This window comes from Burkholderia sp. IMCC1007 (genome assembly GCF_027257875.1).
In the GTDB taxonomy this organism is placed as follows: Bacteria; Pseudomonadota; Gammaproteobacteria; order Burkholderiales; family Burkholderiaceae; genus Burkholderia.
This window is the reverse complement of the sequence record NZ_JAPVQY010000038.1, coordinates 13632-36001: the sequence shown is the minus strand read 5'-3', so window position 1 is coordinate 36001 and position 22370 is coordinate 13632. Positions and strand designations below refer to the sequence as shown.

General features: G+C 68.4%; 17 protein-coding genes. 7 read left to right on the top strand and 10 right to left on the bottom strand.

All coding sequences use genetic code 11. The features are described 5' to 3' along the window. Window positions 1-118: 118 nt before the first annotated feature. The gene (locus tag O1Q03_RS26845) at window positions 119-1138 is read left to right on the top strand and encodes a sulfate ABC transporter substrate-binding protein (RefSeq protein WP_269507058.1); all 1020 of its coding nucleotides are present in this window, start codon (window positions 119-121) and stop codon (window positions 1136-1138) included. Window positions 1139-1310: 172 nt separating this feature from the next. Then, window positions 1311-2279, top strand: coding sequence for an ion channel (locus O1Q03_RS26840; protein ID WP_269507057.1), 969 nt, complete (start codon window positions 1311-1313; stop codon window positions 2277-2279). A gap of 74 nt (window positions 2280-2353) precedes the next feature. On the opposite strand, the gene O1Q03_RS26835 is transcribed toward O1Q03_RS26840, so the two are convergent. Next, a complete protein-coding gene (locus O1Q03_RS26835) occupies window positions 2354-2968 on the bottom strand; it encodes a glutathione S-transferase family protein (protein ID WP_269507056.1) in 615 nt (204 codons plus the stop codon). Between the two features lie 444 nt (window positions 2969-3412). Between O1Q03_RS26835 and O1Q03_RS26830 the strand changes: the two genes are divergently transcribed. After that, on the top strand, window positions 3413-3970 hold the full coding sequence (locus O1Q03_RS26830; protein WP_269507110.1) for a sugar O-acetyltransferase: 558 nt from the start codon (window positions 3413-3415) through the stop codon (window positions 3968-3970). Between the two features lie 1886 nt (window positions 3971-5856). Next, window positions 5857-9429 (top strand): indolepyruvate ferredoxin oxidoreductase family protein, encoded by a 3573-nt coding sequence (locus O1Q03_RS26825; RefSeq protein WP_269507055.1) that lies wholly within the window; start codon window positions 5857-5859, stop codon window positions 9427-9429. A gap of 96 nt (window positions 9430-9525) precedes the next feature. On the opposite strand, the gene O1Q03_RS26820 is transcribed toward O1Q03_RS26825, so the two are convergent. Next, window positions 9526-11193 (bottom strand): Na+/H+ antiporter, encoded by a 1668-nt coding sequence (locus tag O1Q03_RS26820; protein ID WP_269507054.1) that lies wholly within the window; start codon window positions 11191-11193, stop codon window positions 9526-9528. Window positions 11194-11484: 291 nt separating this feature from the next. Between O1Q03_RS26820 and O1Q03_RS26815 the strand changes: the two genes are divergently transcribed. From O1Q03_RS26815 to O1Q03_RS26805, 3 genes are all read left to right on the top strand, one after another. Continuing rightward, window positions 11485-12771 carry a sensor domain-containing phosphodiesterase gene (locus O1Q03_RS26815; protein ID WP_269507053.1) on the top strand — a complete coding sequence of 429 codons (1287 nt, stop codon included), beginning with the start codon at window positions 11485-11487 and terminating at the stop codon, window positions 12769-12771. A gap of 124 nt (window positions 12772-12895) precedes the next feature. After that, complete coding sequence (locus O1Q03_RS26810) at window positions 12896-13018, top strand: hypothetical protein (RefSeq protein ID WP_269507052.1); 123 nt, start codon at window positions 12896-12898, stop codon at window positions 13016-13018. Between the two features lie 191 nt (window positions 13019-13209). Continuing rightward, complete coding sequence (locus tag O1Q03_RS26805) at window positions 13210-13935, top strand: copper homeostasis protein CutC (RefSeq protein ID WP_269507051.1); 726 nt, start codon at window positions 13210-13212, stop codon at window positions 13933-13935. Window positions 13936-14059: 124 nt separating this feature from the next. Here the strand turns inward: O1Q03_RS26805 and bioB are convergent, their stop codons facing one another. The 8 genes from bioB to can all read right to left on the bottom strand — a co-directional run bounded on the left by bioB (window position 14060) and on the right by can (window position 22349). Continuing rightward, the gene (gene bioB / locus O1Q03_RS26800; RefSeq protein ID WP_269507050.1) at window positions 14060-15079 is read right to left on the bottom strand and encodes a biotin synthase BioB; all 1020 of its coding nucleotides are present in this window, start codon (window positions 15077-15079) and stop codon (window positions 14060-14062) included. 35 nt (window positions 15080-15114) lie between these two features. Beyond that, on the bottom strand, window positions 15115-15834 hold the full coding sequence (gene bioD / locus O1Q03_RS26795) for a dethiobiotin synthase (RefSeq protein WP_269507049.1): 720 nt from the start codon (window positions 15832-15834) through the stop codon (window positions 15115-15117). Beyond that, window positions 15831-17024, bottom strand: a complete 1194-nt coding sequence (gene bioF, locus O1Q03_RS26790; protein ID WP_269507048.1) for an 8-amino-7-oxononanoate synthase — start codon at window positions 17022-17024, stop codon at window positions 15831-15833. Before bioF ends, bioD begins: the two co-directional genes overlap by 4 nt. Continuing rightward, window positions 17021-18364 (bottom strand): adenosylmethionine--8-amino-7-oxononanoate transaminase, encoded by a 1344-nt coding sequence (gene bioA / locus O1Q03_RS26785; RefSeq protein ID WP_269507047.1) that lies wholly within the window; start codon window positions 18362-18364, stop codon window positions 17021-17023. The genes bioF and bioA overlap by 4 nt, the downstream gene beginning before the upstream one ends. A gap of 544 nt (window positions 18365-18908) precedes the next feature. Then, on the bottom strand, window positions 18909-20177 hold the full coding sequence (locus O1Q03_RS26780) for a dienelactone hydrolase family protein (RefSeq protein ID WP_269507046.1): 1269 nt from the start codon (window positions 20175-20177) through the stop codon (window positions 18909-18911). A 107-nt stretch (window positions 20178-20284) separates the two neighbouring features. Beyond that, complete coding sequence (locus tag O1Q03_RS26775; RefSeq protein ID WP_269507045.1) at window positions 20285-20722, bottom strand: YchJ family protein; 438 nt, start codon at window positions 20720-20722, stop codon at window positions 20285-20287. A gap of 39 nt (window positions 20723-20761) precedes the next feature. Continuing rightward, window positions 20762-21439, bottom strand: a complete 678-nt coding sequence (locus tag O1Q03_RS26770; protein WP_269507044.1) for an SDR family oxidoreductase — start codon at window positions 21437-21439, stop codon at window positions 20762-20764. A gap of 142 nt (window positions 21440-21581) precedes the next feature. Continuing rightward, window positions 21582-22349 carry a carbonate dehydratase gene (gene can / locus O1Q03_RS26765; RefSeq protein ID WP_269507043.1) on the bottom strand — a complete coding sequence of 256 codons (768 nt, stop codon included), beginning with the start codon at window positions 22347-22349 and terminating at the stop codon, window positions 21582-21584. Window positions 22350-22370: the final 21 nt, after the last annotated feature.

Below are 22370 nucleotides of genomic sequence, written 5' to 3'. Positions count from 1 at the left end.
ACGACAGATTGGAAAGCGCGCCGCGCCCGGCCGCTAGAATGCCTGCTTACGTTTCGATGACAGCGCGTACGCGTGCCGTCACGCACATTCACCACCACTGGAAACGGGGCATATCGCGATGGCAAGCATCAAGGGGATCGGCCGCTGGCTGCACACGGGCACGGCGGCGGCGCTGGTCGTGGCGGCGACGGCCGCGCACGCGGACACGTCGATCCTGAACGTGTCGTACGACGTGACGCGCGAGCTGTACAAGGACATCAACACGAGCTTTGCCGCCGCCTACAAGCAGCAGACCGGCGAAACGGTGACGATCAAGCAGTCGCACGGCGCGTCGAGCGCACAGGCGCTGTCGGTGCTGCAGGGCCTGCAGGCCGACGTCGTCACGATGAACCAGCCGAACGACATCGACCTGCTCGCCGAGCGCGGCCAGCTGCTGCCGAAGGACTGGCGCGCGCGCTTTCCCGACAACAGCTCGCCGTACTCGACGACGATGGTGTTCCTCGTGCGCAAGGGCAACCCGAAGGCGATCAAGGACTGGAGCGATCTCGCGAAGCCGGGCGTGCAGGTGATCATCGCGAACCCGAAGACATCGGGTAACGGCCGCTATGCGTATCTTGCCGCGTGGGGCTACCAGAAGCAGAAGGGTGCGACCGACCAGCAGGCGCTCGACTTCGAGAAGGCGATCTTCCGCAACGTGCCGGTGCTCGACTCCGGCGGCCGCGGCGCGACGACGACCTTCACGCAGCGCGGCATCGGCGACGTGCTCGTCACGTTCGAGAACGAAGTCGCGCTGATGGACACGGGCGCGTCGGGCGCGGAATTCGACGCCGTGTATCCGTCGGCGAGCATTCTCGCGGAGCCGCCGGTGGCCGTGGTCGACAAGGTCGCCGACAAGAAGGGCACGCGCAAGGTCGCGCAGGCGTATCTCGACTACCTGTACACGCCGCAGGCGCAGGAGCTCATCGCGCAGCACCATCTGCGCCCGCGCGACGCGAACGTGCTGAAGAAGCATGCGGCGGAGTTCAAGCCGCTGAAGACGTTCAGCGTCGAGCAGGTTTTCGGCAGCTGGGCGAACGCGCAGAAGACCCACTTCGCCGATGGCGGCACGTTCGACCGCGTGATCGTCGACCGGAAGTAAGCGCCAGGCGCCCCACGCCTGCGCGTGCGGGCCGGACGATCCCGAAGCCGGCCGCTGACGCGGCCGGTTTCTTTCAACGCTGCGCCGCCGATGACGGCTACGCATCGGCGCGCATTCCCGGCCGCCGTCGCGCGTGCTACGCTCATCGCCTCCCTGCTTCAGGCATCGCGCGATGAATGTCGATCCGTCCTCCCCGGCTGCCCGTGGCCGCGGCCGCAAGATCTGGTCGGGCACCCGCCCCGTGATCGCATACGGGATGCCGCCGCTCGGCTGGCGCGACCTCTATCACCGCGCGCTGACGGTGAGCTGGCCCGTGTTCTTCCTGTCGCTCGCGGTGCTGTTCCTGCTGCTCAACGGCGGCTTCGCGGCGCTCTACCTGCTCGGCCATGCGCCGATCGCGAACCAGTCGCCGGCCGGGTTCGGCGGTGCGTTCTTCTTCAGCGTCGAGACGCTCGCCACCGTCGGCTATGGCGACATGCATCCGCAGACCGTCTACGCGCACCTCGTCGCGACGTTCGAGATCTTCATCGGGATGTCGGGCATCGCGATGGCGACCGGCCTCGTGTTCGCGCGGTTTTCGCGGCCGCAGGCGAAGATCCTGTTCGCGCGCTACGCGATCGTGCGGCCGCTGAACGGGCGGATGACGCTGATGGTGCGCGCCGCGAATGCGCGCCAGAACGTGATCGCCGAAGCGCAGGCGAAGCTGCGGCTGATGCGTGTCGAAGGCACGCACGAGGGCTATACGCTGCGCAAGATCCACGACCTGCCGCTCGTGCGCAGCGAGCATCCGATTTTCCTGCTCGGCTGGAACCTGATGCACGTGATCGACGACACGAGCCCGCTGTTCGGCGAGACGCCCGAATCGCTCGCCGCGCGCGACGCGTCGCTGCTGATCACGATCGAAGGCTCCGACGAGACGACCTCGCAGGTCATGCAGGCACGCCACTCATGGGCGCATGCGGAGATCCGCTGGGGCCACCGTTATGTCGACCTGATGCACGATGAAGGCGGCATCACGCACATCGACTACACGCATTTTCACGAGATCGTGCCGGTCGATGCCGATACCGACGAACGCGGTTCGCCGGGCGCGGTGGTCGACGCCGGCGCGGCGGCGCAGGCGAGCGGGCCCGCGGCATGACGCTGGCGCCGGGCACGGCGGCGCGCCGGCAATCGGGCGCGACTGCCGCACCCGAATGCCGCGCGATTCACGCGTCACGCATGCAGCAGGCGCGCCGCTTCGCGGTGCTCGACGGCGAGCGCGCGGCGATAGCCGTCGCGGTCCTCGGCGCGCGCGACATAGTCGCCGAGCACGCCTTCGTGCGGCAGCAGGTGCGCGTCGAACGCGATCTTCAGCGTGCTGGCGAGCAGCAGGTCGGCCGCGGTGAAGCGGTCGCCGACGAGCCAGCGGCTATGGGCAAGCGTCTGCGCGAGCGCACGCTGCACGCGCGTGATGTTGCCCCAGCCGAACGCGACCGGATTGCCCGACGCGCCGGTGAATTTCTCGGCCATCGCGGGCTCGAGGCAGCTGGGCGTGAAGAACATCCACTGCAGGAAGCGGCCGCGCAGCGGGTCGTCGGGCGCGATGCCGAGCTTGGCGCCCGGACAGCAATCGGCGAGATAGAGCAGCACGGCGCCGGATTCGGCGAACGGTTCGCTGCCGTCGTCGAGCGCGGGCAGCTTGGCCATCGGATTGACCTGGACGAACGCGTCGCTGCCCTGTTCATGCGACCGCAGATCGATCGGCACGAGCTCGTAGACGGCGCCGATTTCCTCCAGCATCCACAGCGCCCGGAATGCCCGGGTTTTCGGCCAGTAGTAGAGCTTCATCGCGCCTCCGCGTCTGATGTGCGTGTCGGTTCGGTGGATGCTCAAGCGTACCCGAGCGGGCGAGGTTCGGACAGAGGGGCGAACGGCAGGGCGAAGGCGCGGCAGGGCAAGTGGATGGACCGCGAATCGCGCGCAAAGCCAGTCTGCACGGTATGTCATAGCGAAACTAGTTATAAGTCAACTAGTCATGAATCATCCGCTTGGGGCTGCGCGAAGCGAGCCGCTCTACCGTGTCCCGCCGACGTTGCCATCGTGTCGCAATCGAGCGCACGAGCAATCGGCGAAGCCCGTCGATCTGCCACGAAACGCGGAAGCCGGGCCGCCGCACACTCGGCTCCCCGATCATCGAAGTCGAACCCGAAGCGACGCGATCGCGCGCGGTCAATCACGCGCTGCGATCATGCGCCGAATGCCGATTCGATTGCATACGGACAAGGGCCACGAATGGCGAACGACGATCGCACCAGAATCATTCCCAGAAGAACCCCGGAGTCCGCGGCGATGCGTGCCGACCTCAAGCGGACGATGGCCATCACCGCGCGGCTCAACCGCCTGAGCTTCGGCGATGCGGATGAAGTCCGTCGATTGTTCGGTGAACTGATCGGCAAGCCGGTGGACGACGGGTTTCTGTTGATCCCGCCGTTCTACGCGACAGGCGGCGCCGATACCCGGATCGGTCGCAACGTCTTCGTCAACCAGAATTGCACGTTCTACGATCTCGGCGGCCTCGACATCGGCGACGACGTGATGATCGGGCCGAACGTCAGTCTCATCACGTCGGGGCATCCGGTCGAACCTTCGCGCCGGCGCGACTTCGTCGTGGCCCGGCCGATCGTGATCGGAACAAACGCGTGGATCGGCGCGGGCGCGACGATCGTCGGCGGTGTGACGGTCGGCGAGAATTCGGTGATCGCCGCGGGCTCCGTCGTGACCCGCGACGTTCCGCCCGATACGCTCGTCGGCGGCAACCCGGCGCGGGTCATCCGGTCGATTGCGGAGTGACGGCGTTCGCGGCGGCCGCCTCGCTTGATCGGCCGTTGCAGGGCGGATGTGGACAACCGGCCTTGCCGCTCAATCGAAATGCTGTGAATCCGAATGGTGAGCGCCTGCCCGGAGGCAGAATCGGCGGGGCGTTCCGGCGTCGGGTGAGCATCATGGGCAGGCGCGGAAATCGACCCGGCCGATGCGCCGGCAGCGAATCCCTGCGCAATGTCGGTTGTGGATAACCCGGCATCGAAACCACTCGACACGCTGCGCGTTCGACAGGTGAGAGTAACCGTATGCAGCCGGATACGAGGCAGGGGTGTGGACAACTGGCTCGCACAACGACGAAAAACGCTGTGCTTTCGGACGGTGAGTGCTGATGTCCGATTGCCCGCGGGGCTTGTTCCGCGCGGCTTTCCGCGCGTGGCGCGAGAATTCGGAGCGCCGCGCATTCTAACGGCTCGTGCGGCTTCGCGATAGGTTTGGGCGGATGTCGTGGTGTGGATATCCGGTCCCGAACGCGACTCGATGCGCCGTGTATTTCAGCGGTGAGCGTAAGTGCCTGCTCGAACCGAGCGTCCGCTTCCTCTACGTTCGCACCGCGCGAAGCGCCGCGCATTCTAACCGCAGTCGCGAATGCGTGTTCCGTCCGATGGGGATATTCGGCTTCCGAAGCGACTCGGCACGCTGTGCATTTCATGGGTGAGTGTGAACGCATGTTCGGCCGGGAGCCCGCTCCAGCGCGGCTGACGGTGGGATTCGCGACGCATCGGGCCGCTCGACGTGCGTGCCTGTCCACGCTCGAATCGGCCCGTCTTGTTCGATCGAGCGCTTGATGCTCACCATTGAAATGCACAGCATTTCGAGTGGATGTGGAGGGGGCGATCCATCCCCCGCAATCGGCGCGCTCTGCAACCGGATGCCAGCGCTCACCATTCAAATTCACAGCATTTCGAGTTGCCGTGGATCGGGCTATCCACACCTAGATCGGCATCGTCCTGAGATCGCGTGCGACAGCTCACCATTCAAATTCACAGCATTTCGAGTTGCCGCGGATCGGGCTATCCACACCTAGATCGGCATCGTACTGAGATCGCGTGCGACAGCTCACCATCGAAATTCACAGCGTTTGGAGTTGCTCTCGATCGAGCTATCCACAAGCTGATCGGCCTGCGTGCGCGTGCTAACGCGCTCACCGCGAAATTCATCGGCGTTTCCAGCGTTTGCGGGTGGGAGATGTCGGGTCCAGGTGCCATACGCATTGTGGACGAGAGGCGCCCCGGATACGCACATGAACGTCGAGAGCGAGCACCGTCTCGACGAAACGGGGATGAATCCATGTGGATATCTGCCGCCCACATTCAGTCGGCGCGCTGTGAATGTCGACGGTGAGCGCCGCCGTCCCGAGCGAACTGCGTACCGATTGCGGTGTGGACATCCCGGCCCCGACGCCAGTCGAAACCCTGTGCAACCGAAAGGTGAGGGCCGCGCACCCGATCGCCCGTGCAGCGCGAAGATGTGGACATCCCGCCCCTCAGACCAATCGGAACGCTGTGCATTTCTTCGGTGAGTGCGCGTGCCATCCGCCGCTCAAACCCTTGCCACACGGGGCGCCAGCGCCCACAGCGCTGCGCGTCGGCTGCCCGCGGCACATCATCGCCGTTGCGAGATCATCCGCCGCCGGCCCGGACACGTCATCAACCGCCCGCCAACACCCCGCGCGAAAACTCTCTCAAATTCCGCGCAAAACCTCCGCAGTTTTTCTCGCTATCGCGCCGCCCGAGCAAGATGAGAAAAAACTTTCTCGCGTCTCCGCGAAAAAATAGAGCCATCGAGTTGCTACCGGGCCGGTGTCGTCCGACGCCCCCGCGCAGCCCAGAACAGCACAATCCGGAGACATCCCCATGACCGCTCGCCTGCCCGTCGATGGCACGCCCGCACTATCCGATTACCGTCTGACCGACAACCTGACCGCCACGCGCGGCCGGATCTTCCTGACCGGCACGCAGGCGCTGGTTCGCCTGCTGCTGATGCAGCGCGCGTCCGACATCGCACGGGGGCTGAACACTGCCGGCTTCGTCAGCGGCTATCGCGGCTCGCCGCTCGGGATGGTCGACCAGCAGCTGTGGAAGGCGAAGAAACTGCTCGACGGCAGCGGCGTGCGCTTCCTGCCCGCGATCAACGAGGAACTCGGCGGCACCGCGGTGCTCGGCACGCAGCGCGTCGAGGCCGACCCGGAGCGCACCGTCGATGGCGTGTACGCGATGTGGTACGGCAAGGGCCCGGGCGTCGACCGCGCGGGCGACGCGCTCAAGCACGGCAACGCATACGGCTCGTCGCCGCACGGCGGCGTGCTGGTAGTGGCGGGCGACGATCACGGCTGCGTGTCGTCGTCGATGCCGCACCAGAGCGACTTCGCGATGATCGCGTGGCACATGCCGGTCGTGAACCCGTCGAACATCGCCGACATGCTCGAATTCGGCCTGTACGGCTGGGCGCTGTCGCGCTACTCGGGCGCGTGGGTCGGTTTCAAGGCGATCTCGGAAACGGTCGAGTCGGGCTCCACCGTCGATCTCGACGCGCTGCAGACGCACTGGCCGGCGCCGGCCGGTTTCACGCCGCCCGCGGGCGGCCTGCACAACCGCTGGCCGGACCTGCCGAGCCTCACGATCGAGGCGCGCCTCGCCGCGAAGCTCGATGCGGTGCGCCATTTCGCGCGCACCAACAGCATCGACAAGTGGATCGCGCCGAGCACGCACGCGAACGTCGGCATCGTCACCTGCGGCAAGGCTCACCTCGACCTGATGGAAGCGCTGCGCCGCCTCGACCTGACGGTCGACGATCTCGACGCGGCCGGCGTGCGGATCTACAAGGTCGGCCTGTCGTATCCGCTCGAAATGACGCGCATCGAGACCTTCGTCGACGGGCTCGCCGAAGTGCTGGTGATCGAGGAGAAGGGCCCCGTCATCGAGCAGCAGATCAAGGACTACCTGTACAACCGCGCCGACGGCGCGCGCCCGCGCGTACTCGGCAAGCACGACGCGGCCGGCGCGTGCCTGCTGTCCGAACTCGGCGAACTGCGTCCGTCGCGGATCCTGCCGGTGTTCGCGGAATGGCTCGCGCGGCACAAGCCGGCGCTCGACCGCCGCGAGCGCGTCGTCGATCTCGTCGCGCCGCAGATCCTGTCGAACGAAGCGGACGCGGTGAAGCGCACGCCGTACTTCTGCTCGGGCTGCCCGCACAACACGTCGACGAAGGTGCCGGAAGGCTCGATCGCGCAGGCCGGCATCGGCTGCCACTTCATGGCGTCGTGGATGGAGCGCGATACCACCGGCCTGATCCAGATGGGCGGCGAGGGCGTCGACTGGGCCGCGCACGCGATGTTCACGAACACGAAGCACGTGTTCCAGAACCTCGGCGACGGCACCTACTTCCACTCGGGCATCCTCGCGATCCGCCAGGCGGTCGCCGCGAAAGCGAACATCACGTACAAGATCCTCTACAACGACGCGGTCGCGATGACGGGCGGCCAGCCGGTCGACGGCAGCATCTCGGTGCCCCAGATCGCGCGGCAGGTCGAGGCGGAAGGCGTGTCGCGCTTCGTCGTCGTGTCGGACGAACCGCAGAAGTACGACGGCCATCACGGGCAGTTCCCGACCGGCACGACGTTCCATCACCGCAGCGAACTCGACGCAGTGCAGCGCGAATTGCGCGAGACGCCGGGCGTCACCGTACTGATCTACGACCAGACCTGCGCGGCCGAGAAGCGCCGGCGCCGCAAGAAAGGCGAATTCCCCGACCCGGACAAGCGCCTGTTCATCAACGACGCGGTGTGCGAAGGCTGCGGCGACTGCGGCGTGCAGTCGAACTGCCTGTCGGTCGAGCCGCTCGAGACGCCGCTCGGTCGCAAGCGCCGCATCGATCAGTCGTCGTGCAACAAGGACTATTCGTGCGTGAACGGCTTCTGCCCGAGCTTCGTGACGGTCGAAGGCGCGGCGCTGAAGAAGGCGGCCGGCGCGGCGTTCGACGAAGCGGCGCTCGCCGCGCGCGTCGACGCACTGCCGGTGCCGGCGACCCATCTCGACGCGGCGCCGTACGACATGCTCGTGACGGGCGTGGGCGGCACGGGCGTCGTGACGGTCGGCGCGCTGATCAGCATGGCCGCGCACCTCGAAGGCAAGAGCGCGTCGGTGCTCGACTTCATGGGCTTCGCGCAGAAGGGCGGCTCGGTGCTGTCGTTCGTGCGGATCGCATCGAGCGACCGCTGGCTGAACCAGGTGCGCATCGACACGCAGCAGGCCGACGTGCTGCTCGCGTGCGACATGGTCGTCGGCGCGAGCGCCGAGGCGCTGCAGACGGTGCGCCACGGGCGGTCGCGGATCGTCGTCAACACGCACCGGATCCCGAACGCGTCGTTCGTGCAGAACCCCGACGCGAACCTGCATGCGGACGCGCTGCTCGAGAAGATGCAGCACGCGGCCGGCGACGGCTACCTGTCGAGCTGCGACGCGCAGGCGCTCGCCGCGAAATTCCTCGGCGATTCGATCGGCGCGAACATCCTGATGCTCGGCTACGCATGGCAGCTCGGCCTCGTGCCGGTGTCGCTCGCGGCGATGATGCGCGCGATCGAGCTGAACAACGTCGCGGTGCCGATGAACAAGCTCGCGTTCTCGATCGGCCGGATGGCGGCTGGCGACGCGGCGGGCCTCGACGCATTGTGGAATGCGCGTCACGCGGTCGCCGCGCAGGCCGCGCCGCAGACGCTCGCCGAGCTGATCGCCGATCGCGAGGCGCGTCTCGATGCGTACGGCGGCGCGCGTTACGTCGAACGCTACCGTGCGCTCGTGAACACGGCGCGCGCGAAAGGCGACGACGCGCTGACGCGTGCGGTCGCGACGACCTTCTACCGGCTGCTCGCGGTGAAGGACGAATACGAGGTCGCGCGACTTTACGCGGACGGCACGTTCCGCACCGCGCTCGAAGCGCAGTTCGAAGGCGTGCCGGGGCAGGACTATCGCGTGAAGTTCAACCTCGCACCGCCGACGATCGCAAAGGCCGGCAGCGACGGCAGCGCGCCGAAGAAACGCGTGTTCGGCCAGTGGATGTGGCCGGTGCTCGGCACGCTGGCGCGCGTGCGCAGCCTGCGCGGCACGTGGCTCGATCCGTTCGGCCGTACGGCCGAGCGCAGGATGGAGCGTGCGCTCGCGGACGACTACGCGACGACGCTCACGCGCGCGCTCGCCGTGACGAACGCCGGCAATGCGGCGCAGGTCGCGCAACTGGCCGACCTGCACGCCCGCGTGCGCGGCTTCGGTCACGTGAAGGTGCGCAACCTCGCCGGCGTGAAGCGCGCGGAGCGCGAACTCGCACTCCAGCTCGGCATCGACGCGGCGACCAGCGCGGCCGTCCAGCACGCGCTCGACGAGATGAAGGGCGCCGGGATGCTGAAGGGGATCCCGGTCGTCGTCGCGAAGTAACGCGAACGGGAGTGGATGTGAAAACGGCGATGCTCGTGCGAGCGTCGCCGTTTTTTTATGGTCCTCGGTGGCTGCGCGCAGGCCGCAGCCGGCCCGTCAAACAATGCCTTTCTTGCGCGTAGACAGCGCGGTTTCCGACAGGTCGATCTCGCGGATCAGCTTGGTCAGCGTCTCGTCCGAAATCTTGCTTTCGCTGCGCAGCCGGTACAGCACCGACCGTTCCGCGCGCACGGCCGCGATGCGCATCTGCAACTCCATCGTTTCGGCCTGCTTCGCTTCCGCGCGCGGCGTCGGGCCGTCCTCGGCGAGCGCGGCGAGGCGGCGGCGATACTGGTCCATCACGCGCGCGGAGATGTCCGCGCAGCGGGCGGCGCCCGACTCGTCGAGATCGACCGAGATCGCGTCGTGCGACGAATCGATCGCGCGGATCGCGGCCTGCGCGGCGGCCGCGCGGGCGGTGCGCTCTTCGTCGGCGAGCGGGTTGCGCGTCGAGCGCACGCCGCGCAGCAGCAGCGGCAGGCCGATCACCGCGACGATCAGCGAGCCGAGAATCACGGCCGACGCGACGAAGATCGCGGTGTCGCGCCCGGGCAGCGGCGCGCCGTCGGACAGCGCGACGGGAATCGACAGCACGCCCGCGAGCGTGACCGCGCCGCGCACGCCGCCGACCGTCATCACCGCGATCGTGCGGATGCCGGCCATCGTGCCCGCGAGGCCCTGGCGCGCGGCGCGGCGACTCGCGAACCAGCGCAGCAGCCACACCCACGTGAAGCGGATCGCATACAGCGCGAGCATCATCGCGCACACGTTGAAGATCATGCGACCGACCAGCGCGTCGCTGGTATGGTGCGCGTCGACGAGCGCGCGGCCGATGATGTGCGGCAACTGCAGCCCGAGCATGATGAACACCATGCCGTTGAACACGAACTCGATCATCGCCCACGTGCTTTCGGCCCGCACGCGCGACGCGACCGTGCTTTTGCGCGAGAAGCTCGTGTAATTCATCATCATCCCGGCCGACACGGCCGCGAGCACGCCCGACAGGTCGAGGTGCTCGGCGAACAGGTAGGCCGCGAACGGCACTAGCAGCGTCATCACGATGCCGGGGGCCGGGTCGCCCTCCTGCTCGGCATTCAGGAAGCGCGTCGACAGCGCGCTGAACACCCACGACACGATCGCGCCCGTCGCGAGCCCGCCGGCCGCGACGATCACGAACGTGACGGACGCTGCGCGCAGCGAGAACACGCCCGTCAGCGCGGCCGCGATCGCGAACTTCAGCGCGACGAGGCCCGACGCGTCGTTCATCAGCGCCTCGCCTTCGAGGATGTGCATCAGTTGCGGCGGGATGCGACCCTTGCCGGCGATCCCGGACAGCGCGACCGCATCGGTCGGCGACAGCACGGCCGCGAGCGCGAACGCGATCGGCAGCGGCAACTCGGGTATCAGCCAGTGCGCGAAGTAGCCGACTGCGAGTACCGTCATGAACACGAGCCCGAACGCGAGCATCAGGATCGCGCGGCGCTGCAGGTACAGCTCGCGTTTCGGAATCCGCCAGCCGTCCGCGAACAGCAGCGGCGGGATGAACAGCAGCATGAAGATTTCGGGATCGAACGTGACGTGCAGGTTGAACTTCGGCCACGCGAGCATCGCGCCGAATGCGATCTGCATCAGCGGCAGCGGCAGTTGCAACGGCAGGAGGCGCGTGACGGCGCCGGACAGCGCGACGGTGAGCAGCAGGATCAGGACGGTGAAGACGATTTCCATCGATACGGCAGGCGTGGAGAATGAAACGACCGTACGGAGTGTAGCGTGACGGCGTGATGGGTGCGCTCGAGTGCGCCGGTGCGTGTGCACGGAAACGGTGCGTCGCCGCTGCGCCACCATGGTGCGACAGGGCTGCGCGCGAGGGCGGTGCACGCATTCATGCCTTGCACGGAGCTTGCTTGATGCTTGTCTGCCGTCCGGCATGGGCCGGGCAACCGAGGGTTACACCATGACATTGCGTGCGCCGTTTCGTTCGTCAGCCGCATTCGACTGCATCACGAGGAGGAAGGTATGACGATCGAGCAACAGGAGCGTCCGGCCGTAGCGTCGCCGTACCGTTTCGAGCGGGAAATGAGTTCCGGTCTCGAACGTCTGGCGACGCAGTATCGCGACCTGACGCTCTCGACCGTGTTCCAGCCGATCTTCAGCCTGTCGCATCAGCGCGCGGTGGGCTACGAGGCGCTGTTGCGCGCGCATGACGGGCTCGACCGCGCGGTATCGCCGCTCGACGTGTTCGGCGAGGCCGCGCGCCGCGACGAGCTGATGCAGCTGGACCGGCTCGCGCAGGCGCTGCATCTCGAGAACTTTGGGCTGCTCGGCGCCGAGCGCGAGTGGCTGTTCCTGAACGTGCATCCCGAGGTGCTGACCGATCCGTTCCAGGCCGCCGCGCTGCTCGCGAACCTGAAGCGGCTCGGCATGCCGCCGCGCCGCGTCGTGCTCGAAGTGCTCGAACAGCGCGCGGACGACGTCGAGCGGCTCGCCGACGCCGTGCGCGAATTCCGCGCGCAGGGCTTCCTGATCGCGCTCGACGATTTCGGCGCGGGGCATTCGAACCTCGAGCGGATCTGGCAGCTGAATCCGGACATCGTGAAGCTCGACCGGATCATGCTGTCCCACGCGGCGCACCGCACCGGGCTCACCGCGATCCTGCACGGGCTCGTCACGCTGCTGCACGAGGCCGGCAAGCTCGTGCTCGTCGAAGGGATCGAGACCGAGCACGACGCGCAGATCGCGCTGTCGTGCGAGGCCGATTTCGTGCAGGGCTACTACTTCGGCCGCCCGGCGCCGGGCCTGCCCGACAGCGCGGCGGCGACCGGCTGCATCGGCGAGCTGACCGAGCGCTTCCGTGTGCAGAGCGAAGCGCGCGAGCGGCGCGACACGCAGCGGCTCGCGCCGTACCTGCGCGCGTTCGAGCGCGCGGCCGAGCGGCTGACGGCCGGCGAGCCGCTCGACGAGGTGTGCTGGAATTTCCTCGCGCTCGACGATGCGGCGCGCTGCTTTCTGCTCGACGCGCGGGGCCGCCAGGCGGGCCGCAACGTCGTGCTGCGCGCGGACCGCGCGCTCGCCGAGGCGCGCTTCTCGCCGCTCGCGGATGCGCAGGGGGCAAACTGGCTGCGCCGGCCGTATTTCCGCACGGCGATCGCCGAGCCGGGGCGCGTGCAGGTGACGCGCCCGTACCTGTCGATCAACGAGGCGCAGCCGTGCGTGACGCTGTCGGTGGCCATGCGGATCGGCGATGCGCAGCACGTGCTGTGCGGCGATATCGACTGGGGCGACGACGAAACGCACGCCGGTTAGCGCGACGCGCGTGCCGTTGCGATCCCCCGGTGTGCTCCTCCGACAATGGCGCGATCGCGGCCGTCGTGACCGCGATCGCGCTGTCCCGGCGGCCGCCGTGGCGGCGAACGAGAGGAAAGGACCGATGTCGCCGACCATCCTCGCGCGGGTCATGATCGTGACCCGCGCGCCCGCCTGCGTCCATACGCCGTTCTCGATCGGCATGCCGACACCCAGGCGCTGCTCGCGCCCGGGATCGTCGACGTGATGCGGCAGCAGCGCGCGCGTGCATGCGCGGATGTTCCGGGTCGCGCCCGATGCCGCGGTGACGGCGCTGTCCGCGCTGGCCGGCGTGTGGCGCGTGCGGCGCCGCTGACGCGTGCTTTGCCCGGCATGCTGGCGCCGTTCCCGCCGCTCGGCTAGGATGCGCGAATTCTCCTGACGATTCGCGAGCCGCCGATGAACCGAACCGCCGCTTCCTCCGTCCTCCTCGAAGTAATCGCCACGACCGTCGGCGACGCGCAGGCCGCCGCCCGCGCGGGCGCCGACCGGCTCGAACTCGTCACCGCGATTAGCGAAGGCGGGCTCACGCCGAGCATCGGCCTGATCGAGGCCGTCGTGGCCGCCGTGCCGATTCCCGTCAACGTGATCGTGCGCCCGCACAGCCGCGCGTTCGTCTACGACGCCGACGACCTGCGCGCGATCGAGCGCGACGTGCGTGCGGCCGTCGCGGCAGGCGCGAACGGCGTCGTGTTCGGCGCGCTCGATGCGCGCGGCGACGTCGATCTCGACGCGCTCGCGCGGATCGCGGCCGCCGCGAACGGGCGCGACCTGACGTTCCATCGCGCGTTCGACGTGTCGCGCGATCTGAATGCCGCATTCGACGCGCTGCTGCGCGTGCCGGCCGTCACGTCGGTGCTGACCTCCGGCGGCCATCCGTCGGTGCTCGACGCGGCCGCGACGATCACGCGCATGGTGCGGCAGGCAGCCGGCTCGACGTGCACGGTGCTGGCCGGCTCCGGGCTCACCGTCGATACGGTCGGCGATTTCGTGCTGGCCACCGGCGTACGTGCGGTGCATTTCGGCTCGGGCGTGCGGCCGCGCGGCCAGGTGCTGGCGCCCATCGACGAACAGCAGGTCGAACGCGTGCGTGCGGCACTCGATGGCGCGGCGGCGCGCGCGTGACGTGCACGCGCTCGACGCGCGTGACGTGCACGGCGATCCGGTTCAGACGGCCGGATGAACAAAAAGCCGGAGCAAGCCCCGGCTTTTTCGTCTGCACGCGGTACGCGATTCGCAATGCACCCGCTTACGCGTTCTCCGCCAGCGCGTCCGCCTGGCTCGCGCGAATCCCGAGACGCTCGAACAGCGCGCGGTCGCGCTGCGTCTGCGGGTTGCTCGTGGTCAGCAGCTGGTCGCCGTAGAACATCGAGTTCGCGCCCGCGAGGAAGCACATCGCCTGCATCGCGTCGTCGAGCTGCTCGCGGCCGGCCGACAGGCGCACGACGGCCTTCGGCATCGTGATCCGCGCAACGGCGATCGTGCGCACGAACTCGAACGGGTCGAGCGGCGCGGTGCCTTCGAGCGGCGTGCCTTCGATCGCGACGAGGTTGTTGATCGGCACCGATTCCGGATACGGGTTCAGGTTCGCGAGCTGCGAGATCAGGCCCGCGCGTTCGCGGCGCGATTCGCCCATCCCGATGATGCCGCCGCAGCACACGTTGATGCCCGCGTCGCGCACGCGGTCGAGCGTGTCGAGGCGATCCTGGTACGTGCGCGTCGAGATCACCTGGCCGTAGAACTCCGGCGACGTGTCGAGGTTGTGGTTGTAGTAGTCGAGGCCCGCGTCGGCGAGCTGCTGCGCCTGTTCGTCCTCGAGCATGCCGAGCGTCATGCAGGTCTCGAGCCCGAGCTCCTTCACGCCGCGCACCATTTCGGTCAGCGCGGGCATGTGGCGCTCCTTCGGGTTGCGCCAGGCAGCGCCCATGCAGAAGCGGCTCGCGCCGTTCGCCTTCGCCGCGCGCGCGGCGTCGAGCACCGTGTCGACGTCCATCAGCTTCTCGGCCTTCAGGCCCGTGTCGTGATGCGACGACTGCGAGCAGTAGCCGCAATCTTCCTCGCAGCCGCCCGTCTTGATCGACAGCAGCGTCGACAGCTGCACCGCGTTCGCGTCGAAGTGCTCGCGATGCACCTGCTGCGCGCGGAACATCAGGTCGTTGAACGGCAGCTCGAACAGCGCGACGACGTCGGCGACGCGCCAGCGCTGCGGCGTCGGGGCGGCCACGGGGATCGCGTCGGATTGCACGGCGGCGGTCTGGGCTTGGGTCATGGTGGTTTCCTGTCGTGGATGCTTGGATGGGGGCGTCAGTGCTGCACGGTGCGCAGCGTATCGACGAGCGCGGCGATGTCGAGCATCGCCGCGGCGGATTCGGGGGCGGCCGGCGCCAAGTGCGCGATGCGGCCGAGCAGCGGCGCGCGGTGCTCGCGCGCGAGCCAGTCGCGGATCGTCGCGACGTTCTCGTCGGCGTACGACATGGCCGGATCGATGTGGTTCGCGACCCAGCCCGCGAGCGTGAGCCCGCGCTGGCGAATCGCATCGGCGGTCAGCAGCGCGTGGCTGATGCAGCCGAGCCGCATGCCGACGACGAGCACGACGGGCAGGCCGAGCGCGACCGCGAGATCGGCCGTGTCCTGCGTGTCGTTGAGCGGCACGCGGAAGCCGCCGACGCCTTCGACGACGACGACGTCCGCACGCGTCAGCGCTTCGCGGTGGCTCGCGACGATCGTGTCGAGGTCGAGCGTCACGCCTTCCTGCGCGGCGACGATGTGCGGGGCCGCGGGCGCCTTCAGCAGGAACGGTGTGCGCAGCTCGGGCGGCAGCACCACGTTCGCGGCTGCGTCGAGCTGGTCCGCGTCTTCGTTGCGCCACACGCCGTCGCGCTCGTATGCGCCGGCCGCGACGGGCTTCAGCGCGGCCGCGCGCAAGCCGTGGCGCGCGAAGCCGTGCAGCATCGCCGCCGATACGAAGGTCTTGCCGATTTCCGTGTCGGTGCCGGTGACGAAAAGGGAAAGGGGTGCGTTCATGCTGCGTGCTCGCTGGCTTCGGTCAGTGCGGCTTCGAGCCGCGCGAGATCGTCGAACGAATGCGCGGCCGACAGCGAGATGCGCAGCCGCGACGTGCCGGCCGGCACCGTCGGCGGCCGGATCGCGGGCACCCACAGGCCGTGCGCGTCCAGCGCGCGCATCGCCGCGAGCGTCGCGTCGTTGCTGCCGATCACGAGCGGCTGCACGGCGGTGTGCGAATCGACCGGCTGCCAGCGCGTCGTGCGCAGCAGCGCGCGCGTGCGCTCGATCAGCGCGGCCAGATGCGTGCGCCGCGCGTCGCCTTCGTCGCCGCCGATCACCTTCAGGCTCGCCGATACCGCGTGCGCGACGGCCGGCGGCGCGGCCGTCGTGAAGATGTAGCTGCGCGCGCGCTGGATCATCCATTCGATCACCGTCTCGTGCGCGACGACGAATGCGCCCGCGACGCCGGCGGCCTTGCCGAGCGTGCCGACGTACACGAGGTTCGGCGAGCGCAGCGCGGCGGCCGCGAGCGCGCCGCGCCCCTGCGGGCCGAGCACGCCGAAGCCGTGCGCGTCGTCGACGACGAGCCATGCGCCGTGCCGTTCGGCCAGCGCGACGAGTTCGGCGAGCGGCGCGACGTCGCCGTCCATGCTGAACACGGTATCGCTGACGATCAGCTTCGTTTCGGCATCCGATGCATCGAGCAGCGCGGCGAGCGCGGTCGTGTCCGCATGCGGATAGACCTGCACGTTCGCACGCGACAGCCGGATCCCGTCGATCAGCGATGCATGGTTCAGCGCGTCGGAAAAGATCGTCGCGTGCTTGCCGGTGAGCGCCGTCATCGCGGCGAGGTTCGCCATGTAGCCGGTGCTGAAGTACAGCGCGCGCGGCGCGTCGGAGAAGCCGCCGCAGAACGCCGCGAGCTCGTCCTCGAGCGTCGCGTGCGCGCGTGAATGGCCGCCGAGCAGATGCGAGCCGCCGCTGCCGGAGCCGTAGCGCTGCGCGCCTTCGGCGAACGCGGCAACGAGTGCCGGATGCGCGGCGAGGCCGAGGTAGTCGTTGCTCGCGAAGCCGATGATGTCGCGGCCGTCGACGCGCATGTGCGCGTCGCACGCGGTGTCGGCGGTGCGGCGCACGCGGCGCAGCCCTTGCGCGTCGAGTTCGGCGAGGCCGCGCTGCAGCGTGTCGAGCAGGGTGGTGGCGGTCATGCGGCCTCCGCGAGCGTCGCGTCGAGCGTGTCGCGCGTGCGTTGCGCGAGCCACGCGATGTCGTCGTCGCTCATCACGTACGGCGGCATCAGGTACACGGTCGTGCCGATCGGGCGCAGCAGCAGTTCGCGTTCGAGCGCCCGTTCGAAGAAGCGTCGCGAGAAGCCGCGTGCCGCCTCGCCGTCGAGCGCGACGTCGAACGCGAACAGCGTGCCGCGTTCGCGCAGGTGGCGCACCTGCGGGTGCGCGTCGAGCGGCGCGAGTGCGGCGCGCATCGCCGCCGACTTGCGCGCGTTCGCGGCGAGCACGTCGTCGCGAGCGAACAGGTCGAGCGTCGCGACGGCCGCGCGGCACGCGAGCGGGTTGCCGGTGTACGAATGCGAGTGCAGGAAGCCGCGCGTCGTGTCGTCGTCGTAGAACGCCGCGAACACGTCGTCGCGCGTGAGCACGAGCGACAGCGGCAGATAACCGCCGCTGATGCCCTTCGACAGGCACAGGAAATCGGGCCAGACGCCGGCCTGCTCGCATGCGAAAAAGGTGCCGGAGCGGCCGCAGCCGACCGCGATTTCGTCGGCGATCAGGTGCACGCCGAATTCGTCGCACAGCGCGCGCAGCCCGCGCACGTAGGACGGATCGTGCATCGCCATGCCGGCCGCGCACTGCACGAGCGGTTCGACGATCAGCGCGGCGATTCGGTCGGCGCGTTCGGCGAACAGGCGCCTTACGTCGTCGAGCGCGCGGCCCGCCACATCCGCGGCCGTCTCGCCCGGCAGCGCGCCGCGCGCGTCGGGCGACGCGACCACGTGCGCATGGCGGATCAGCGGGTCGTACGCGTCCTTGAACAGCGCGACGTCGGTCACGCCGAGCGCGCCGATGGTCTCGCCGTGATAGCTGTTCGCGACGCACACGAACTCGCGCTTGTCCGCGCGCCCGCGGTTGCGCCACGTGTGGAAGCTCATCTTCAGCGCGATCTCGACGGCCGACGCGCCGTCGGACGCGAAGAACGCATGCCCGAGCGTGCGCGCGGTGAGCGCGTGCAGCCGCTCGGCGAGCTCGATCGCCGGCTCGTGCGTGCAGCCGGCGAGCATCGCGTGCTCGAGCGTGTCGAGCTGGTCCTTCAGCGCTGCGTTGATGTCCGGGTTCGCATGGCCGAACAGGTTCACCCACCACGAGCTGATCGCGTCGAAGTAGCGGCGCCCGTCGCGGTCGTATAGCCATACGCCCGCGCCGCGCGCGACGGAAATGAGCGGCAGGCGCTCGTGGTGCTTCATCTGGGTGCAGGGATGCCAGACCGCGCGCAGGCTGCGCGCGACCCAGTCGTCGGTGGCTGGCGTACTCAAGGCAACTCCGGGGGGGTAAAACGGCGGCGCGTATCGCGTGCGATACCGCGCGGCGGCAGACCAAAACGCGCTGAGATTAGCGTGTTCCGGCGCCCGTTGCACTACCGGTTACAAACGCCGCAGGGCCTTGCCGGGCGGGAGTTCGACGCAGATCGTGGGCGCTCGGGACGGTACGCGCCAGATATCCCGAAATGACCGCAGATGACGACGTTCGAGTGACACCCCTCGACAGAAAAAATCGTGGGGCGGGCGGCTCGCCAGCGGTGAAAAATCGGGGCGGGAAGGGAAAATGGAGAACGAAGCGGCGCGACATGCGTGCCGTGATGGATGAGGGGTGTGCTGAATCAGGTACCACAGCCGCTCGGGAAAGGGCTTGAGGCTGGCTTGCGCAAGTCGGCGCAGACGGCTCGCGGGTGGCTCAAATGTAAAACACCCGGCGCACGCGAACGTCATCGCGACTTCAAAGCGAGCATTCGCGAAACGGAGCAAAGAAAGGGAGGAGAGACGCAGAAAAACGCGCGCTGAACGCGCGTCGCGCCCCGTATCAGCGCGCAGCCAGCGCGTCGTTGTGCTGCGGATTGCCGTCGCCGTTGTCGGCCGTCTGCGTCGCACTCGCGTTCCACACGACACGCTCGTTGACCGCATACAGCCGGCAGGTGCCCGCGCCCTGCTTCGTGCAGTTGTCGAGCGCGAGCGCCATCGGGTCGTCGCCGCCTTCGGCCCACGACCACGCGCCTTCGGCCGACACCGCGAACGCGCGGCTCGGATGCTGGCTCAGGAAGCGGCGATAGCCTTCGCGGCCGGCCTCGTCGAGGAACGGTACCGCGTCGACCGCATCGATCGATGCGTAGCCGGTCGCATTCGGCTCATGCGGGTTCGCAACCGCGTAGCGTACCGACGTCGGCAGGTTCAGCTCGGCGAGGAACGCATGCACGGCCGGCCACCACACGGGCACGCCGTCGCGATCGACGATCAGCCGGTGCGCATCGTCCTTGTAGCGACCGTAATCGATGAATTGCGCCTGCGTGCCGTGCGACACGTACGCGTCGTGCATCTGCGCGACGAGCGCCGGCGTCCACACCGAATCGTTGTCGCCGTACAGCCACAGCGAACGCACGGCCGTATGCGCGCCGTACTGGTCGAACGCGTCGACCAGATTGCGCTGCCAGCCGTCGCAGAGATCCTGGCGCAGCCCGCCGGAGAAGTTGATGATGCCGCGCACGCCAGGCGCCGCTTCGGTGCCGTACGCGACCGACGCGAGACCGCCGTGCGACGTGCCCGCGACGACGATGCGCGACGGGTCGATGTACGACTGGCGAGACATGTAGCGGACCGTCGCGGCGACGTCGGAAGCCTGCGCGAGGCCGTTCTTCTCGACGTTGCAGCCTTCCTGCTGGTACGTGCCGCCCGAACCGGCGAAGCCCTGACGGTTCGGCGCGATGACCGCATAGCCGCGGCGCACGAATTCGCGCGCGAACGCGACCGGGCGGCTGCGCGGCTGCAGATGCAGGTCGCCCGTGTTCTTGCCATGGTTGAAGACGACGAGCGGGAACGGGCCGGGGCCGTTCGGCTTGAACAGCGTGGCCTCGAGCATCACGGAGCCCGACGCATCGGCGGGAATGCTGATGATCTGTTCGTTGAGGTTCGCGGCGACCTGCGGCAGGCCCGAGTCGCCGTAGTCGAAGTGCTCGGCATGGGCGAGCGATCCGTTCGCCGCGGATGCGTCGGCATGGGCGCTCGGCAGCGTACCGGCCTGAGCGGCCGACAGCGCGCAGGCCGCCATCCATCCCATCACTACCTTGCTGAACGCCATTCGTAAGCCCTGCCATGCAACTTGACCGATCCGAGGGCCATCGTAGCCCGACAAATTCAGGTTGTGCAATGCAGGAATTACCCGGCGTCTGACACAGCAACTATTTGTCAGCGCTCACTTACTTCACCGTCGACATAGCGCCAGAAACCCTGCTCGTCGCGCTCGAAACGGCTCGTTTCATGAAGCCGGTATGCGCGCCCGCCAACCTTGTAGCGGGCCACGAATTCAACCTCCGCGTGCCGTTCGTCGAGCGGCGCGTGCCGCTTGACGGCGAGGCCGAGCCAGCGCGGCGCGTCGGGCGCATTGGGGTCGGCGTCGAGATCGGCCGGGCAGGTGCGCGCGGCCCAGGTCGCGCGCAGGTAGTCGGTCGCGCCGAGCACGTACGCGCTGTACCGCGAACGCATCAATTCGAGCGCGGTGGGCGCGGCTTCGCCGCCGTCGATGAAGCGGCCGCAGCAGGCCGCATAGCGCGGAGGCGGGGCTTTGCCGGCAGGAGCAGGCGACGCGCCGCCGCACGGGCACGCGTCAGGTCGGTTCAAAGTCATGCGAATCGTGAATTAACGACGCCGGGTTGTGAATGTAACTCACCAGCTCAGCTCGACGCCGTCGTACTGGAAGAATCGGCCGTTGGCCTGCGATATGTCCGCGCCGGCTTCGGCGATCACGCGGCGCATGCCGGCCACGCTCGTTTCCGGATCGATCGCGGCCTGCGAGCCGCCCATGTCGGTGCGCACCCAGCCGGGATGCAGCGCGATGCATGCGGCGTGGCGCGTCTGCAGCGATGCGATGCGCAGCACGTCGTTCAGCGCGGCCTTGCTCGCGCGATACAGCCAGCCGGTCGTGCCGGTCGCCTCGGCGATGCTGCCCATCCGGCTCGATATGACGGCCAGCACGCCGCGCGCGTCCTCGACGAGCGGCAGCAGGATCGGCAGCAACTGCATCGGCCCGCGCACGTTCGTATGCATGACCGCGTCGAAGTCCTCGGCGGCGATCGTTTCGACCCCTTCGGTGCGCGGCCCGTAGACGCCGGACACGACGACCGCCGCGTCGAGCCGTTCGCCGTCGAGCTTCCAGCCGAGCGCCGCGATCTGTTCCGGCTGCGCGATGTCGAGCGCATGCGCGTGCGCGCCGAGTTCGCGCAGCGCGGCGAGCGACGCGTCGTCGCGCGCGGTGGCGATCACGGTCCAGCCGTCGCGCCGGTATTGCCGGACGAATTCGCGTCCGAGGCCGCGCGACGCGCCGACGATCAGTACGGTTTTCATGTTCGCCGCTCCTTTTCGTTGCACCGCCGAGGCGGCGGTGCCGGTGTCAGATCAGTTCCTGCCGCGAGGGGATCGCCGCGCGCCGGCATGTCGCGTTGTCAGCCGGAAGCAGCGCATCGCGCCGCGCCGGCGTTCGCGCCGGTTACTTCGCGTCGTCGCACGGCTTCAGCGTAGCGGCCACGGCCTGCGCGACGCCGTCGAGCTGTGCGGCGTCCGCCGCGACCATGTCGTTGTCCGGCGCGTGCTGGCCGCGTGCGGTCAGCGCCGCCACGCAGCGCCTGTAGGTTGCGTCGAGCGCGTCGAAGTTCGACACGGACATCCCGAGGTTGCGCATCCGGCCGTCGTGTACGCCGTATACGAGCCCGTGCACGGTGAGCGACTGGCCGCGCGCCCATGCGTCGTTGACGATCGTCGTGCGGCACACGTTGACGACCTGCTCGATCGAATTCAGCTCGATCAGGCGGCGATAGCGCGCTTCGCCGACCGGCCATTCGTCGAGCAGGGCCGCATGGCGCTCGCGCACGTCCTGCACGTGATGCAGCCAGTTGTCGGCCAGGCCGACGCGCCGGTTGTGCAGCGCCGCGTTCACGCCCGAGCAGCCGTAGTGGCCGACGACCATGATGTGCTTCACGCGCAGGATGTCCACCGCGAACTGGATCACCGACAGGCAGTTCAGGTCGCTGTGCACGACGACGTTCGCGATGTTACGGTGAACGAACACTTCGCCCGGCGGCAGGCCGATGATCTGGTTCGCGGGCACGCGCGAATCCGAGCAGCCGATCCACAGATATTCCGGCGCCTGCTGATCGGCCAGACGCGCGAAGAAATCCGGATCGTCGGCGAGCTGGCGCTTGACCCAGGCGTCGTTGTTGTCGAACAGGTGTGAAAGCGGATTGTCTTGGGTATTCATCGGTGTGGATTCCGTTGGCGG

Excerpts from the sequence above, each read along its gene's own strand:
- bioD (WP_269507049.1), bottom strand. The coding sequence starts at position 15,834 with ATGAACGCACCCCTTTCCCTTTTCGTCACCGGCACCGACACGGAAATC.
- O1Q03_RS26810 (WP_269507052.1), top strand. The coding sequence starts at position 12,896 with ATGTCGCCGACCATCCTCGCGCGGGTCATGATCGTGACCCGCGCGCCC.
- O1Q03_RS26805 (WP_269507051.1), top strand. The coding sequence starts at position 13,210 with ATGAACCGAACCGCCGCTTCCTCCGTCCTCCTCGAAGTAATCGCCACG.
- O1Q03_RS26815 (WP_269507053.1), top strand. The coding sequence starts at position 11,485 with ATGACGATCGAGCAACAGGAGCGTCCGGCCGTAGCGTCGCCGTACCGT.
- O1Q03_RS26775 (WP_269507045.1), bottom strand. The coding sequence starts at position 20,722 with ATGACTTTGAACCGACCTGACGCGTGCCCGTGCGGCGGCGCGTCGCCT.
- O1Q03_RS26770 (WP_269507044.1), bottom strand. The coding sequence starts at position 21,439 with ATGAAAACCGTACTGATCGTCGGCGCGTCGCGCGGCCTCGGACGCGAA.
- O1Q03_RS26835 (WP_269507056.1), bottom strand. The coding sequence starts at position 2,968 with ATGAAGCTCTACTACTGGCCGAAAACCCGGGCATTCCGGGCGCTGTGG.
- O1Q03_RS26820 (WP_269507054.1), bottom strand. The coding sequence starts at position 11,193 with ATGGAAATCGTCTTCACCGTCCTGATCCTGCTGCTCACCGTCGCGCTG.
- O1Q03_RS26830 (WP_269507110.1), top strand. The coding sequence starts at position 3,413 with ATGGCGAACGACGATCGCACCAGAATCATTCCCAGAAGAACCCCGGAG.
- bioB (WP_269507050.1), bottom strand. The coding sequence starts at position 15,079 with ATGACCCAAGCCCAGACCGCCGCCGTGCAATCCGACGCGATCCCCGTG.
- bioF (WP_269507048.1), bottom strand. The coding sequence starts at position 17,024 with ATGACCGCCACCACCCTGCTCGACACGCTGCAGCGCGGCCTCGCCGAA.
- O1Q03_RS26845 (WP_269507058.1), top strand. The coding sequence starts at position 119 with ATGGCAAGCATCAAGGGGATCGGCCGCTGGCTGCACACGGGCACGGCG.
- O1Q03_RS26780 (WP_269507046.1), bottom strand. The coding sequence starts at position 20,177 with ATGGCGTTCAGCAAGGTAGTGATGGGATGGATGGCGGCCTGCGCGCTG.
- O1Q03_RS26840 (WP_269507057.1), top strand. The coding sequence starts at position 1,311 with ATGAATGTCGATCCGTCCTCCCCGGCTGCCCGTGGCCGCGGCCGCAAG.
- O1Q03_RS26825 (WP_269507055.1), top strand. The coding sequence starts at position 5,857 with ATGACCGCTCGCCTGCCCGTCGATGGCACGCCCGCACTATCCGATTAC.
- can (WP_269507043.1), bottom strand. The coding sequence starts at position 22,349 with ATGAATACCCAAGACAATCCGCTTTCACACCTGTTCGACAACAACGAC.